This window comes from Paenibacillus gorillae, from assembly GCF_000513275.1.
Classification (GTDB): Bacteria; Bacillota; Bacilli; order Paenibacillales; family Paenibacillaceae; genus Pristimantibacillus; species Pristimantibacillus gorillae.
Genome location: NZ_CBVJ010000128.1, coordinates 1 through 14,640, shown reverse-complemented (window position 1 = coordinate 14,640; position 14,640 = coordinate 1). Strand labels below are relative to the sequence as shown.

General features: G+C 47.8%; 12 protein-coding genes. 11 read left to right on the top strand and 1 reads right to left on the bottom strand.

Features of this window, described 5'->3' with window-relative positions:
- The first annotated feature begins 77 nt into the window (after window positions 1-77).
- A complete protein-coding gene (locus TY10_RS24120) occupies window positions 78-287 on the top strand; it encodes a hypothetical protein (protein ID WP_042169428.1) in 210 nt (69 codons plus the stop codon).
- Between the two features lie 201 nt (window positions 288-488).
- Window positions 489-2,039, top strand: coding sequence for a hypothetical protein (locus TY10_RS24115; protein ID WP_042169426.1), 1,551 nt, complete (start codon window positions 489-491; stop codon window positions 2,037-2,039).
- 54 nt (window positions 2,040-2,093) lie between these two features.
- Here the strand turns inward: TY10_RS24115 and TY10_RS24110 are convergent, their stop codons facing one another.
- Window positions 2,094-2,783, bottom strand: coding sequence for a hypothetical protein (locus TY10_RS24110; protein WP_042169423.1), 690 nt, complete (start codon window positions 2,781-2,783; stop codon window positions 2,094-2,096).
- A 235-nt stretch (window positions 2,784-3,018) separates the two neighbouring features.
- Here TY10_RS24110 and TY10_RS24105 point away from each other — a divergent pair, with 235 nt between their 5' ends.
- The 9 genes from TY10_RS24105 to TY10_RS29200 form a co-directional block, all read left to right on the top strand.
- Window positions 3,019-4,449 carry an MDR family MFS transporter gene (locus TY10_RS24105; RefSeq protein ID WP_042169420.1) on the top strand — a complete coding sequence of 477 codons (1,431 nt, stop codon included), beginning with the start codon at window positions 3,019-3,021 and terminating at the stop codon, window positions 4,447-4,449.
- A gap of 390 nt (window positions 4,450-4,839) precedes the next feature.
- Window positions 4,840-5,376 (top strand): GNAT family N-acetyltransferase, encoded by a 537-nt coding sequence (locus TY10_RS24100; protein ID WP_042169417.1) that lies wholly within the window; start codon window positions 4,840-4,842, stop codon window positions 5,374-5,376.
- A 56-nt stretch (window positions 5,377-5,432) separates the two neighbouring features.
- Window positions 5,433-6,101 (top strand): response regulator transcription factor, encoded by a 669-nt coding sequence (locus tag TY10_RS24095; protein ID WP_042169415.1) that lies wholly within the window; start codon window positions 5,433-5,435, stop codon window positions 6,099-6,101.
- Window positions 6,098-7,480, top strand: coding sequence for a HAMP domain-containing sensor histidine kinase (locus TY10_RS24090; RefSeq protein WP_042169414.1), 1,383 nt, complete (start codon window positions 6,098-6,100; stop codon window positions 7,478-7,480). Before TY10_RS24095 ends, TY10_RS24090 begins: the two co-directional genes overlap by 4 nt.
- Window positions 7,481-7,658: 178 nt before the next feature.
- The gene (locus tag TY10_RS24085) at window positions 7,659-8,669 is read left to right on the top strand and encodes an oxidoreductase (RefSeq protein WP_042169411.1); all 1,011 of its coding nucleotides are present in this window, start codon (window positions 7,659-7,661) and stop codon (window positions 8,667-8,669) included.
- Between the two features lie 261 nt (window positions 8,670-8,930).
- Window positions 8,931-10,655: a S41 family peptidase gene (locus tag TY10_RS24080; RefSeq protein ID WP_042169408.1), complete on the top strand. Its 1,725-nt coding sequence runs from the start codon at window positions 8,931-8,933 to the stop codon at window positions 10,653-10,655.
- Between the two features lie 127 nt (window positions 10,656-10,782).
- Entirely contained in the window at window positions 10,783-12,255 is a 1,473-nt protein-coding gene (locus TY10_RS24075) for a protein adenylyltransferase SelO (RefSeq protein WP_042169406.1), read from the top strand.
- A gap of 86 nt (window positions 12,256-12,341) precedes the next feature.
- Window positions 12,342-12,905: a GNAT family N-acetyltransferase gene (locus tag TY10_RS24070; RefSeq protein ID WP_238327969.1), complete on the top strand. Its 564-nt coding sequence runs from the start codon at window positions 12,342-12,344 to the stop codon at window positions 12,903-12,905.
- 383 nt (window positions 12,906-13,288) lie between these two features.
- The coding region (locus TY10_RS29200) for a leucine-rich repeat domain-containing protein (RefSeq protein WP_052350745.1) at window positions 13,289-14,640 on the top strand (1,352 nt) is incomplete at its 3' end.

Sequence of the window (14,640 nt, the reverse complement as noted above, 5' to 3'; positions counted from 1 at the left end):
TATCACTATTTGCTTAAATCAGGAAAAATATTCATCCAGTCTGGGCAGCAATATACTCTTGAAGAGGGGGACATGTTTTGAAAAACGAAGAGAATCAAGCCCCTTTATATACGTGTCCTCTGTTGAATAGAGAAATCGATCAGGGCGCTTGCTATGACATTAATATGGTTGCTGGAGGCTGGATCAAGAAAGAAGCGCTTTTAGTTCTGGAGATAGAGTATGAAATGAGTATTGATGTAAGGAAAGCTTCACAGATTTGTCCGGCGTGCAAACACTCTCTGTTATAAAAACTGTACGATATCAGCTATGGAATACAGCGAGCCTTCAGCGTACTTCTGAGGTTCGTTTTTCTTTTGCTGGACATTTCCTTGCTTCAATGGGGTAGAATGGATTAGGGATCACGCATCAAAAAGGTTATGATAGCAGATAAGAAGACGAGGCCATCATATAAGCAGCCAATAACTAGCAGAGAGCAGGATAAAATAAGAATGACAAATCGTACAGAACAACGCTACCGCTTTAGCGAAGCACCAATATGGGAGCTGCAGCGGACTTATTATGAAGAAAAAGGGATGAAGGCCTGGAATAATGACCAAGTTCCTCAATATATAACGAGCAATCCGATGATCGGGACAGCCTATGCTGAGATGATCTTTGGTTTTCTTCAAGACCGGGCAGCCAAGGGAGACAGCACAGAGCCTGTCTGGATTGTAGAGCTTGGAGCGGGAGCGGGACGTCTTGCTTTCCATGTAATACTTGAGCTATGCCGGCTGCGGGATTATGCAGGGATGGAATTGCCTCCGTTCCGCTATGTGATGACCGATTTGGCCATGAATAATGTACTCGCTTGGAAGGAACATCCCGCTTTGCAATCTTTTATTGCAGACGGGCTGCTTGATTTTGCACGATTTGATGCGGTTCATGATAGTGAACTGGAGCTGGTTGTTTCCGGCAGCACCATTCGCAAGGGTGAACTGAAGCAGCCGTTAATCCTAGTTGCGAATTACTTTTTTGACGGTATTCCTCAGGAATTAATCTACGTTGGGGGCGGTCACATCTACGAAGCCGATGTCATTGTCGATACGCCTGCCAATATCGATTCGCTGTCGCCGGCAGAAGCGTTGAATTCAATTAAATTACGTTATGAGCATCGGCTGGCGCCCGAGTATGAAGAAGAAGGGTATCCTTATCGCGATCTTATTGCTGTATATCAGGAGCAATTAGAGGATTCGCATATTTTGTTCCCTGTCGCTGGCTTGAATTGTTTAGAACGCCTGAAACAGCTGTCACAAGCAGGTTTTCTGCTAATAACGGCAGATAAAGGCGATCACTTGCTCGATCAGTTTAAATTTGCGGAGCCGCCGGAGTTGATCTTGCACGGGAGTTTCTCATTTACAGCTAATTTCCATGCGTTTCAGCATTTCTTCGAATCAAAGGGTGCGCTCACTCTATTCCCAACGCATCATTATAAAAATATAAATGTCGGCTGTGTGTTCCATATCGATGAGCCGATGAACTATTTTCAGACGAGATTGGCCTATCGACGTTTTGTTCAGCGGTATGGTCCGGACGATTTCTTTAGTCTGAAAGAGTGGGTGGACCGCAATATCGAAAGTATGGAGCTTCAGCAAATATTGAGCTTTTGGCGTTTGGGCGGCTATGACGCGGAGTTTTTCATTCAGAGCGCGCGACAAATCTCCAGTCTGCTGCAAGAAGCTAATGATGATGAGCTGCAGGACATTTTACAAGGGATCGAGCATATGTGGTCTTCGTATTATGAGATGGAGCAGCGTTATGATTTGGCGCTTGATGCGGGACTCATTCTGTTTGAGATGGACATGTACGAGGAATCGAAACGCTTTTTGGAAATATCGGTAGATACCGATCAAGAAGAAATTGTGTCTACTGTGTTCTATTGTCTGGCTATCTGCTGCTTTGAGATGGAGCTGGAGGACGAGGCCATTAATTATACGCGGAAGCTGTTAGAGCTTGAGCCTGATCATGAAGAGGCTATAGCGCTGTTGGAACGGTTTGAGTAGAGCTGCCTTTGTAATATAAGGACAAAATAGTGTCTGAAGATGAAAAGCGAGAAATCAGGGCTGCTTTAATGAATCCTTGATTTCTCGCTTTTTTAGCCTGTTGCGTACCCATACTCTAAGCAAAGTGATCAGGCCAGCTGCAGTTAATAGAATGCCAAATATAAAGATTACGACTGGAATCACTAAGGCAAAGGGATTCGCGGAAGCGTATAAAATATCTGATTTATATCCCATGAGAGAAGCACCGCTATATTTAATTAACCTGATGTCTAAAGGGTCATTTGATTTATTTCCCGCGTCCATATGTTTAACTTCGATCTGCTTCAAGTGGTTCACATAATAAATATTCCATTTATTTAGCTCAGGCATCGTCACAATCGCTAGCAGGTCATCTTGACGGTTGCTATTTCCGGTTTCACGAACGGCAAAGGTATTTACCCAAACCCCTTTCGTGTAGGTGACATTATCATTCGAAAGTTGTGCAGCAATAGGGCCGGCGAGTGGCTCTCCATTTAGAATAACCTGCAAATTGACGACATTGCCTGAAGGCTCTTCTATAATCTCCATAATGTTGTTATTGAATTCTAGCTGGTTATTTATAAGATCTTTATGAGTGATTTCGTATTGATGATCTAGGGAGCGTTGAATTTGTTTCTCTTGGTACATCAGATAGAGAGGGTTGACGGTTGCTAGACTTATCATCATACCTAATATGCTTAACACGATGCCAATGGTTTTCTTCACTATGCCCCGCCTTTCACCAAACTTACTGGTAAACCTATCATAACGGAAATATCTTTACCAGACATACTGCATTGACATTTTTTCTCGAAATCTCTATTCTAACTAAGTAGACCAATTGTTATAATAATTACTAACTATCGAACGTTTAGGAGACAGTGTATTGTCATAATTCCAATGACGTAGCTATTTATTTGTCATTTTATATAGACTGGTCTAATTATTGATTTGTGAAAGGATGAAAGTTTTGATTACTTCTGCAACACAGTCACAAGTACAACAAGTGCGGAATCCGAAAGCGATGGCATTTGTGCTCATGCTGGGCGCCTTTATTGGTTTGTTCAGTGAAACAGCATTGAATATGGCGCTCACGAATATTATGGATGACTTCGCTATTTCGACAGCTACAGTGCAATGGCTTACGACCGGATATTTACTCATGTTAGGCATTCTTGTACCCGTATCAACCTTTTTGATTCAATGGTTCACAACGAAGCAACTAGTCATTGCTTCGTTAGCCTTTTCCGTTACGGGTACCATATTAGCCGCGATTTCGCCAACCTTCACCGTGCTGCTCATTGGCCGTCTGATACAGGCGGTGGGTACAGGTATTTTGCTGCCCCTGATGATGAACGTTATATTAGTCATTTTTCCTATTCAGAAACGCGGTGCGATAATGGGCGTAATGGGCTTAGTCATTACGACCGCTCCCGCTATTGGCCCCACTGTGTCAGGACTCATCGTGGATGCGTTGGATTGGACTTATATTTTTTGGGTGAGTTTATTTTTCTTTGCGGCCTTGATTATTTTTGGTTTGCGGCAAATCGATAATGTATCAAATCTAACGAAGCCCGCCGTAGATGTCATCTCGATTGCGTTATCCACGATTGGCTTTGGCGGACTTGTCTACAGTCTAAGTACAGTGGCGGAACAGCCATTTGCTTCCGCTCAAGTATGGATTCCATGTCTTCTAGGCGTAGCCGGACTCGTTCTATTTGTTATTCGGCAGCTCCGTTTGAAACAGCCAATGATTAATTTACGTGTCTTCAGCTATCCGATGTTCACGCTGGGAACGATTTTGGTATTCGTTAGCATGGTATTGATTTTGTCGACAGCGATCCTGCTGCCGCTTTACATGAAGGGTGTTTTGCTTGTAAGTGCTGCTATAGCAGGACTTACTCTGCTGCCTGGCAGTTTGCTCAATGCACTGCTTTCACCAATCGTTGGCCGGTTATTTGACCGGTTTGGAGCGCGAAAATTTGTGCCTATTGGCTTTTTACTTGTTCTAATCTCTAGTTTATTGTACGTGTGGGCGCTTTCAGCAGATACGTCCCTCTGGCAAATTCTCATTGGCTACATGATTCTGTTTCTAGGCATTTCATTAATTATGATGCCGGCCCAAACGAACGGCTTAAATCAGCTGCCTCGTGATCTATATACCGATGGATCGGCTGTCATGAACACGCTGCAGCAAATTGCGGGAGCAACCGGAACGGCGGTAGCGATCCTGTTGATGACGAGCGGACAATCCGCTTACAGCGTGAGCTTTCCGGACTCTTCGGCAGCAGAATTGCTGGCCGGGGGTGTGAAATATGCGTTCTACTTTATTACGGGAATCTCATTTGCAGGCTTAGTGGCCTCACTATTCATTAAGCGAGTACGGGTATAACATTTACAATGCTTCAGAAGTTGTGCTGAGAATTCAGTTTGCTAAAATGCAAAACTGCAGTTTGTTAGCCGTTTTATCGGCGTTTTATCGCATCAAAATGCAAATGTGCAGGCTGATCGGCTGAAAAATTCCGATATGGCACAATATAGCCATTTTCAAATGTATATTTGCATTTTGATCGCCGTTTAGGCCGTTTTGGGGTTCATTAAAATGCACTTTTACATTTTGTTTCTTTATTTTCAGCCAGCAGACCGAATCGATATGCGAAGTATGGATTCCGGTGAAAAGAAAGGTATAATTTGAATGGAAGCACTAGGGTGGATGCTCTAGTGCTTTTCTTTGAGTGAAAGCAAATAATGAAGTGGCCCGTGCAGAAAGGAAGGATAGGATATGAGCAGCAACTCCATCTATTTAAGATATTTGGTTAAAGAGGATGCAGCCGCGCTTCTTGACATAAAGATAAGAAATCATCCGTTTTTTCAACCGTTTGAACCAGTCCGGGATGCTTCGCATTTTACACTGGCGGCACAGGAGCAGGAGATTGTAAGCGGAATCGAAGCGATGGCCAATGATCAGTCTTATACATTCGGAATCTTTCTTCAAGCGACGGATGAACTCATCGGAAGGGCAGCGCTAACCGGTATTGCCCGAGGCCCTTTCCAAAATGCCTATTTAGGCTATTTCGTCGACCAGCAGCATAATGGCAAAGGTTATGCGACAGCGGCGGTCTCTCTATGTGTGGAAAAAGCGTTCAACGAGCTCGGCTTGCACCGGGTCCAAGCTGGAGTTATGCCAAGGAACACACCTTCCATTCGAGTTCTGGAAAAGGCAGGCTTCAGGCATGAGGGCTTGGCCCAGCAATATTTGAAAATCAACGGGGCATGGGAAGATCATGCGCTGTTTGCGATTCTTAGTTCGGACAGATAGCAGCCTAATCAAGCATTAGTCTGGCATTTGAATGGGGAGAAGGTGGGCAGAACGGTATGGCTACAATATTAATTGCAGAAGATGATGCACATATTCGTGAATTGATCAGCTTTCATATGCAGAACGAAGGGCTGGATACGGTGGAAGCGGATAATGGCGTCGATGCATTGTCAATCGCGGAAAACGGCGGTGCCGACTTAATCATCCTCGATATTATGATGCCCCGAATGGACGGCTGGGAGCTGTGCAGAGAGCTGAGAAACGGGGGCAGAGATATTCCGATTCTAATGCTGACGGCTATAGGGCAGAAGGTGAAAGGGTTCCAGCTTGGAACCGATGATTATCTGACCAAGCCGTTCGATCCGGCCGAATTGGTATTAAGGGTGAAAGCCTTGCTGCGCCGTTACCGGATTGCCACTTCCCACATCATTCAATTGGGAGACCTGATGCTGAACCGGCTCTCCTTCAAGGTCGTGCGGGGCAACGAAGAAATGGCTCTGCCGTTAAAAGAATTCGAGCTGCTATTCAAGCTGGCCAGTCATCCCGGACAGATCTTCACCCGCGAGCAGCTGATCGTCCAGATATGGGGGATCGCTTATGGTGGCGATGACCGGACCGTTGATGTGCATATCAAAAGACTGCGGGAGCGCTTCGCAGGAGAATCGAAGCACTTCACCATCGAAACTGCCCGCAGCCTTGGATACCGGCTCGTACTTCATTCATGATTAAATCCCTCTATGTTCGCGTCGTATTGACGTTTTTGGCGGTCATTCTTTTCGCTCTCCTCGCAGCTTCAATTATCGGACTTGTGTTGTTTCAGAAAGATTTAAATGATTTGCAGAAGAAGGAAATGCTGACGGCTGGCGAGCATATTCTTCGTGTCTATCATCAGTCCGATGTGCAGGATTTGGAATCATTCATCAACAGCGTCTCCGAGTTAACCTCATATCCGGTACAAATCTTCGCGGAATCCGGTCAACCTGAGCTGTACGAAGCGTTGAACCGGAAGTATGAGGTTCAGCTCTCTCCGCCAATAATTCAACACATATTGAATGGTGAGAGATATGAGCCTAGCTTGAAATCAGAAGGCGCGTTCATCGGCTTTCCTATTCAATTTAAAGAAAAGTCTTATGCAATGGTCTTGTTGTCCTCATCCAGGAACGAAGGCATGGTTGTACGATTGTTTCTAACTATACTGTTCCTAGTTTTGATAATTGGCAGCTTGTGTATTCTTCTCGCAGCGGGCTACTTAGTGAAGCCGATCAAGGTGCTGACAGCTGCGACCAAACGGCTGGCGAGGGGAGATTTTGACGTGGCGCTGCGGATGAAGCGCAAGGACGAGCTGGGGACGCTGGCACATAGCTTCAACGATATGGCTCAGGAACTCAAGCAGCTGGAGACGATGCGGCGTGATTTTGTCTCCAATGTATCGCATGAAATTCAAACTCCATTAACCTCCATTACCGGTTTCGTTAAGACATTGAAGAACAATACAGGACTGCCGGAAGAGCAGCGTGATCGTTATCTGGGTATCGTCCTGACGGAGAGCGAGCGCTTGTCCAGATTAAGCGATAATCTGCTGGCCCTTGCTTCGTTAGAGTCGGAGCATCATCCGTTCCAGCAGCGTACGTTCCACCTCGATGAGCAGTTAAGGCAGATTGTCGTTGCCTGCGAGCCCCAATGGCTAGCCAAAAATATTCAGTTTGAGCTGCAATTGCCAACGGCTGTCCGAATAACGGCCGACCCGGATCAATTAAGCCAAGTGTGGATGAATGTGCTGAGCAATAGCATCAAGTTCACACCGGAAGGCGGACAGATTCATATTGAGCTTGCCTCTACGCCCCATTCTCATACCGTTACTGTCACTGACAGCGGGCCAGGCATTTCTCCAGAGGACATCAACCGTATCTTTGACCGCTTTTACAAAGCAGACCGGTCGCGCAGCGGAGGAGGAAATGGACTAGGACTTTCCATCGTCAAAAAAATAGTCTCTCTTCATCAGGGACATATCGAGGTGCAAAGCAAGGAAGGGCGTGGCACGACGGTTGTCGTTACATTGCCCGTATCACAACGGCCGCCTGACGAACAGGGCCAGCAGTCATAGTCCAAATAGAAACGGGATGGAGCAGAAATTAATTTCTGTGCCATCCCGTTTTTTCTATTCGATGCCGCCTATTAGAGCAATAGCAGACGGGGTTGACATGGAGTCAACTCCATACGATAAGATGCGTTTGTAACGAGCAAGCTAAGCAAGATTATTCGAGCATAGAGGAGATGGAACGATGCCTGTAAATACAGCTTATCAAATCACACCTCAAGAACCGATCCCATCCGGATTCGGTCCGCAGACGACAGCACAAGAGGCGCTCGGCGGACGTGATCTGAGCGGCAAGACTGCCATTGTAACCGGGGGCTACTCCGGTATCGGCTTGGAGACTGCACGCGCACTGGCAGAAGCAGGGGCGACGGTCATTGTGCCCGCACGTACACCGGAGAAAGCGAAAGCTTCGCTTGACGGCATCCCCAGAGTGGAGCTGGAAGAGCTGGATTTGCTGGACCCCGTTTCGATTGATGCATTTGCACAGCGGTTTTTGGATTCGGGAAGAGCTTTAGATATATTGGTCAACAACGCAGGAATTATGGCTGCTCCATTGGTTCGTGACGCGCGCGGTTATGAATCGCAATTCGCCACCAATCATTTGGGCCACTTTCAGCTGACTGCCCGGCTCTGGCCAGCCTTGAAACAAGCGGGCGGCGCACGAGTCGTGTCCGTTTCCTCAGCAGGTATTCGCTTCGGCGGCGTAGATTTTGAAGATCCGAACTTCGAGCACCGGGAGTATGAGAGATGGAGTGCCTATGGACAATCCAAGTCGGCTAATGCGTTGTTTGCTGTAGGGCTGGACAAGCGGGGATATGAGCATGGCATCCGTGCTTTCTCCGTGCATCCTGGCAGAATTTTAACCGATTTGGCGCGGTATATGAGCGATGACGAATTGCGTGCCATGGGTGCGTTTGACGAGCAAGGACGCCGGATTACAACTACGCCAAGCGGATATAAGACTGTTCAGCAGGGAGCGGCAACGAGTGTATGGTGCGCAGCCAATGAACAGCTGGAAGGAAAAGGCGGCGTCTATTGCTTAGATACCGATATCGCGCAGGTTGATACGGATTTTACGTTGGACGGGGTAAGCCAAGTGGTGACGGGGGTGCTTCCTTGGGCAATCGACCCTGACTTTGCGGAGCGGCTCTGGCAGCTGAGCGAAGACATGACCGGCGTAAAATTCACATCTTAAGCCGCGCTGCAGTCAGGAGCTTTCAGTGGGACGAAGCGGCTTACCGGAAGTTTGTGTATGAAAATGCGGGCAAGCTGCTGGGGCTTCCCAACTGGAACGAATAATTGTCTATATTAAAGCGGTTGATCATGTTGATCGACCGCTTTTTTATTTTTTTCTCGCATACGTGCAGATTTTTTTTCCAAGTTCACGCTCCGTTCATGTTTCCCCCCTAAGCTCATTTCAAGCAGCTGCAGAACGATAATTCGGGAGGAATATGACGTGTTTGATTCCATCAAGTGGTTAACGGTGTATGAGATGGTTCTTTGCTTGCTCCACTTATTCATATTAGTGAGATACGCCGTGCCGGTTACAAGAAAAAGCTACCGCTGGATCGATTTTTTACCCAGTGCAGGTATGGTTATTGCGCTCGTAAGCTTTCTTGCAGGAGACAGCTCGATCCTGGCGATAGCGTTTTATTTTCTAACGGTATTGTTGTTTTTAAGTACAATCGGCAGGTTGTTGAAGCCAGCTCCTGCTTTCGCGGCGCCTAAAGGCGTTATTGTGAAAATAACAAGGGTTGTTCTAAGTCTATGCGGCATCATTTTTATCGGCATCGCAATTATGTCTGCAGGCGAAATTCGTTATAACCCTGTGAGCAATTTTAGCCAGATGAGCTATTCCGATGCTTTTGTTCGATTAAACGAGCGATTGTCGGTCGAATATCCTTTTGGGGAATGGAAGCGGATCGACTGGGAGGGGCAGCGCCAAAAGTATGAGCCGCTGTTCAAGCAAGCCGAGCAAACGGGGGATAAAGCGCTGTATTACAAGACATTAAGGGAATACCTTGCTTCTATGAGGGATGGTCATATTCGAATTGCGAACGATAAGCTGTATGACAATCCGATTTATAAGCAGGAGGGAGGAGGCGGATTCGGTTTGAGCACCCTTCGGCTGGATAACGGCAAGGTATTGGTCACCCTTGTACTGAAGGATAGTCCAGCGGATCGGAGCGGCATTCGGGCCGGTGCGGAAATTACAAAGTGGAATGGCGAAGAGGCTAGGCAAGCTTATCAGAACACGGAGTGGAGCGATTCACCGAATACGAACCAGAACGAGAATGTGAACCGGGGCCGTTTTATGGTGAGAGCTGCGATTGGGCAAGAAGTGGAGGTCGAATTTAAGAACACCGGCGCAACGGAGACGGTAATCGCGAAGTTGACTGCGTATGACGATCAATATGAAACACTGAGAAAGACGAAGCCCCAGATTGTGAGGGGAGCTCCCTCAGTCGAAGGGGAAATTCTCAGCAACGGTTACGGTTATGTACGGATCTCCAGCTTCCTCTCTAATACAGCGGTACGGAGCGAAAACAGTTTGAAAAGCCTGCTGTCTAGCCATTCAGCATCCGATCCAGCAATGATTCTGAAGGAGCAGTTAGAGAGCTTCCTGGATAAAGGGGTAAAGGGGCTTATTATCGACCTTCGGGACAATCCCGGCGGCGAGGATAGCCTGGTTGTGAAGATGGCCGGCTATTTCGTGAACCAGGGGAAGCGGTATTCCTACGCAAGCTACTACAACCGAAATACGGGGAAGTTCGAACGAAATAGCGGCGAGGATTACGTCATAAAGCCGTCCCAGCCATATTTTAACGGTAAGATTGCGATTCTCGTCAACGGACGAACGGCAAGCTCGGGGGAGGGGCTTCCTCTTGCGTTGAAGGGGATGCCGAATGTCACCATTGTAGGCTTCACAGGAACGAACGGTTCCTTCGGCATTATGACGAGTCCGATAATCGTAGAGATGCCGGAGGGCTATACGGTGGAGTCGGCTGACGGCAGAGCGCTGGATGAGAAGGGGATTATTCAAGGCGATGGTGACTATACCGGGAGGGGCGGCGCCGTGCCCGATGTGATCATTCCGCTTAACGAAGAGACCTTTACCGCTAAGTATGTGGAAGGACAGGATGTTGAACTGAAGTATGCGATTGAGGCGATGGAGAAATAAGCAGGCAGTAAATTTAAGGTGCTGTGAAGCGGTAAGAGGTATAATATATGGACATAGGGAAAAGTTAACCAAGATTTTGCTGTGTTCATGTGCTGAGAAGGATACCTTACAGAATTCAGGTGATACGATGGCAGATTCAACAACAATAGATGCAGGCTGGCATTTCGACAATAGCTATACCCGCTTGCCGGACAGTTTCTATAGCAGCATCAATCCGACGCCGGTAAGCTCGCCGGAGCTGGTCGTTTTCAACGAATCTTTGGCTGCAGCTTTAGGTTTAGAACCAGAAGCATTGCAAAGCGATAACGGTGCAGCGGTGCTTGCCGGCAATCAAATACCGGAAGGCGCTATGCCGCTTGCTCAAGCTTATGCGGGGCATCAATTTGGAAATTTCACAATGCTTGGCGATGGCCGGGCAGTATTGCTGGGTGAACAAATTACCCCTGCCGGCGAACGGCTGGATGTTCAGCTTAAAGGCTCCGGCCCAACACCGTATTCCCGCCGGGGCGATGGCCGGGCAGCGCTGGGGCCGATGCTGCGCGAGTACATCATCAGCGAAGCGATGAATGGACTTGGTTTGGCAACGACGCGCAGTCTGGCAGTGGTTGCAACTGGTGAGCTGGTTTACCGTGAAACTACGCAAATGGGTGCGGTCCTCACTCGTGTAGCTGCGAGCCACCTCCGTGTGGGAACGTTCCAATACGCCGCTCAACGAGGCGTAGTTGAAGACCTTAGAGCATTGGCAGACTATGCGCTGCAAAGACATTTTCCAGAAGTGGAGCCAGGCGAGGGACGCTATCTTCGTTTGCTGGAGGAAGTGATCAAGCGGCAGGCTGAGCTTATTGCGAAGTGGCAGCTTGTTGGCTTTATTCATGGCGTTATGAATACCGACAATATGGCGATTAGCGGTGAAACGATCGATTATGGTCCATGCGCTTTTATGGATGCCTATGATCCGGCAACGGTGTTCAGCTCTATTGACAGCAACGGGCGTTATGCCTACGGCAATCAACCGCAGATTGGCGCCTGGAATTTGGCGAGATTTGCGGAAGCCTTGCTGCCTTTGCTGCACGAGGAAGAAGCCCATGCCATTACACTCGCAGAAGAAGCGATTTCGGACTACCCCGATTTGTTCCACTATCATTGGCTTGGGGGAATGCGAGCGAAGCTCGGCATCTTTGGCGAGGAACCGCAGGATGAAGCGCTCATTGAACATCTGATCAACATGATGCGAAAATATAGCGCAGATTATACCAACACCTTCAGAGCTCTAACGCTGGGGCGTCCGGAGGATACGGTTCTGTATGGCACCCCCGAATATGAGCAATGGAATACACAATGGCAAGACCGGCTGGAGCGGCAGCAGCAATCAAGAACAAAGTCGCTTGAGCTGATGCGCAGCAGCAATCCGTCTATCGTCCCGCGCAATCATCGGGTGGAAGAGGCGTTGAAGGCTGCTGTGGAGAACAATGATTATAGTGTGATGCATCGGCTGCTGGCTGTACTATCGAATCCTTATGCGTATTCCGATGAGCAAGCTGATTATACGACATTGCCAGAGCCGTCGAATCTTCCTTATCAAACGTTTTGCGGAACGTAATGAAACCCCTCTAGAAAGCGAGGATTGTGTATGCCCGTTTACTTCTTCCAGTCTGAGATCCATTCGTAATTAAACAGACTAGGAGCGTGGTTATAATAAATACCTCTTTATTAACGATGCGGTTAGAAACAGAGCGCCTGATTATCCGTCCTTACGTCGAGAGGGATTTGATGGCGTCATTCCAGTTGATGCAGGACCCTGAGTTGTTCACTTATATGCATATGGGGGTTTTATCCTTTGAGGATTACAAGGGATTATTCCATTGGCTGCTGAGCAGCTATGAAACTCCCTTTGATCAGCCATTTAAATATTCATTTGCAATAATAGACAAGGTGACCGGCGACTTCATCGGCTGGTGCGGGGTAGGCGTGATGGACTTCAGCGTGCCGGATAACGAGCTTTATTATTTGATCGGACGCCAGTATTGGGGCAATGGTTATGCGACAGAAGCGGCTGCCGCCTTGACTGCTTATGCATTTGAGGAGATGGGCCTGGGACGACTGATCGCCAAAGCGGATTCGCGCAACGTGGCGTCCCTGCGGGTATTCGAGAAGCTGGGCTTTACGTTTGATCGCGTGCTGACTGGTTTAAGTGGTGATGACGAAGAATGCAACGGTGAACATCTGTACGTTCGATATGCCCGCCCGTAAACGGCCGGAATCCTTCCGACATTGGGTTAGAAACAAATTGAAATAAACGTTAAAACGCTACTGACATAATGGTGTCAGTAGCGTTTTTTTGTTTACTTAATTGATTATGAATGACGTGCCAAGCAGGCGGCGAATTGCTAAATGCTTCATGTCGGCTCGCTAAGACATCAATTTGCCTCACCCTCCAATATCACTTGCAAATCAAACGGCATTATCCATTTCACAAAAACTTCAAAATGCTGCAAGGCTTGATACTGCGCGAATTCGACGGATTCTTTCATTATTCTTTTATTGGCCGTCTCTATAATGAAATGAAATAGTCGTCCAGTTGCAGAAACCGCAGAAACCCATCCGCTTCAATCGTTGAGTAGAGGAGAAAAATCATGAAAAAATCAGTCATATGCCTATTAATTGCATTATTCGCGTTTGGGAATTCATTCTCGCAGATTCGACCTGTATATGCCGCCGAGAGCGACTTTACTTTTACAGTCGGCGCCAACGGCGCAACGGTTACGAACTACGGGGGTACGGATCTAAACGTGGTTATTCCCGGTATGTACGAAGGGACGACTGTAACCGAGATTGGGAGATCAGCATTTGATACGTACGGTACGGGCAAACCTAAAATTACGAGCGTCGTGATTCCAAACAGTGTGAAGGTCATTCAAACGTATGGATTTCGTTATACTAGCCTCACTTCCATAGACCTTCCTGACAGCTTAGTAACGATCGGCTCCAGCGCATTCGAAAACAATCCGCTTACAACCGTCATTTTTCCGGACAGTGTGACGACTATCGGCAATTATTCATTTTATATGAATAGTTTGACATCGATTAAATTATCTGAAAATCTAAAGACGATTAATGGCGGAGCTTTCGACACCAATCACATTGCGAAACTGGTCATCCCGGCTAGTGTAACGAATGTCGCCAGCAGCTCATTCTATAATAACAGCTTGACAAGCGTAACGGTGTTAGGCGATACAACAACTTTTGGGACAGGCGTATTTACGGCTAATCCGGGCAATCTGAAAATATTTGGAATTGCGAATTCTCCCGCAGCCGCTTATGCGGCGAGCAACGGACATTCGTTTGTGGACGGAACGGGACTGTTTCAAGCGGTCGCTAACGCAAAGTCGTTGTTGAAAAGTCACCTGCCGGGCACAGGTGTAGGACAAGTGCCGGCGAATGCCTACAATGACTTGTCTGCAGCCTATGATGCAGCCAAGCTTTTTATCGACGGAATCGGGAATGCCACCGTCGCCTCCGACCTGACTAACGCCGCAACCCCACTGACCTCTTCAATCGCGGCATTCAACGCGCGAATTGTTCAGGCGGGCAATCCCGCGGCGTTGGGGGCGGCGATCGCGGCAGCACAGCAAGCTTTAACGGATCATCCGCAAGGCGTAAACGTGGGACAAACGTCGGCGGGAGACCGCAGCGCTTTGCAGAACGCGATTGCTGCAGCCCAGCAAATTTTCAATCAGGCTACCAAATATCTGCAGGACGAATTGGAAGTGGCTGTCGCCAATTTGGAAACGGCGATAGATGCATTCGAAGACATGATTATCCAATCCGGCGATTCGACTTCGCTGGGTGCGGCGATCACGGTGGCGCAGCAGGCATTGACAGATCATCCGGAAGGCGTCAACGTGGGGCAGGCATCGGCGGTAACTCGCACCGCGTTGGAAACGGCCATCCGTACTGCACAGCAGATGCTCGATAACACGAGCAA

Bases quoted from the DNA above. Each gene is read 5' to 3' on its own strand.
- TY10_RS24075 (WP_042169406.1), top strand. From the start codon at position 10,783: ATGGCAGATTCAACAACAATAGATGCAGGCTGGCATTTCGACAATAGC.
- TY10_RS24105 (WP_042169420.1), top strand. From the start codon at position 3,019: ATGAAAGTTTTGATTACTTCTGCAACACAGTCACAAGTACAACAAGTG.
- TY10_RS24100 (WP_042169417.1), top strand. From the start codon at position 4,840: ATGAGCAGCAACTCCATCTATTTAAGATATTTGGTTAAAGAGGATGCA.
- TY10_RS24085 (WP_042169411.1), top strand. From the start codon at position 7,659: ATGCCTGTAAATACAGCTTATCAAATCACACCTCAAGAACCGATCCCA.
- TY10_RS24095 (WP_042169415.1), top strand. From the start codon at position 5,433: ATGGCTACAATATTAATTGCAGAAGATGATGCACATATTCGTGAATTG.
- TY10_RS24115 (WP_042169426.1), top strand. From the start codon at position 489: ATGACAAATCGTACAGAACAACGCTACCGCTTTAGCGAAGCACCAATA.
- TY10_RS24090 (WP_042169414.1), top strand. From the start codon at position 6,098: ATGATTAAATCCCTCTATGTTCGCGTCGTATTGACGTTTTTGGCGGTC.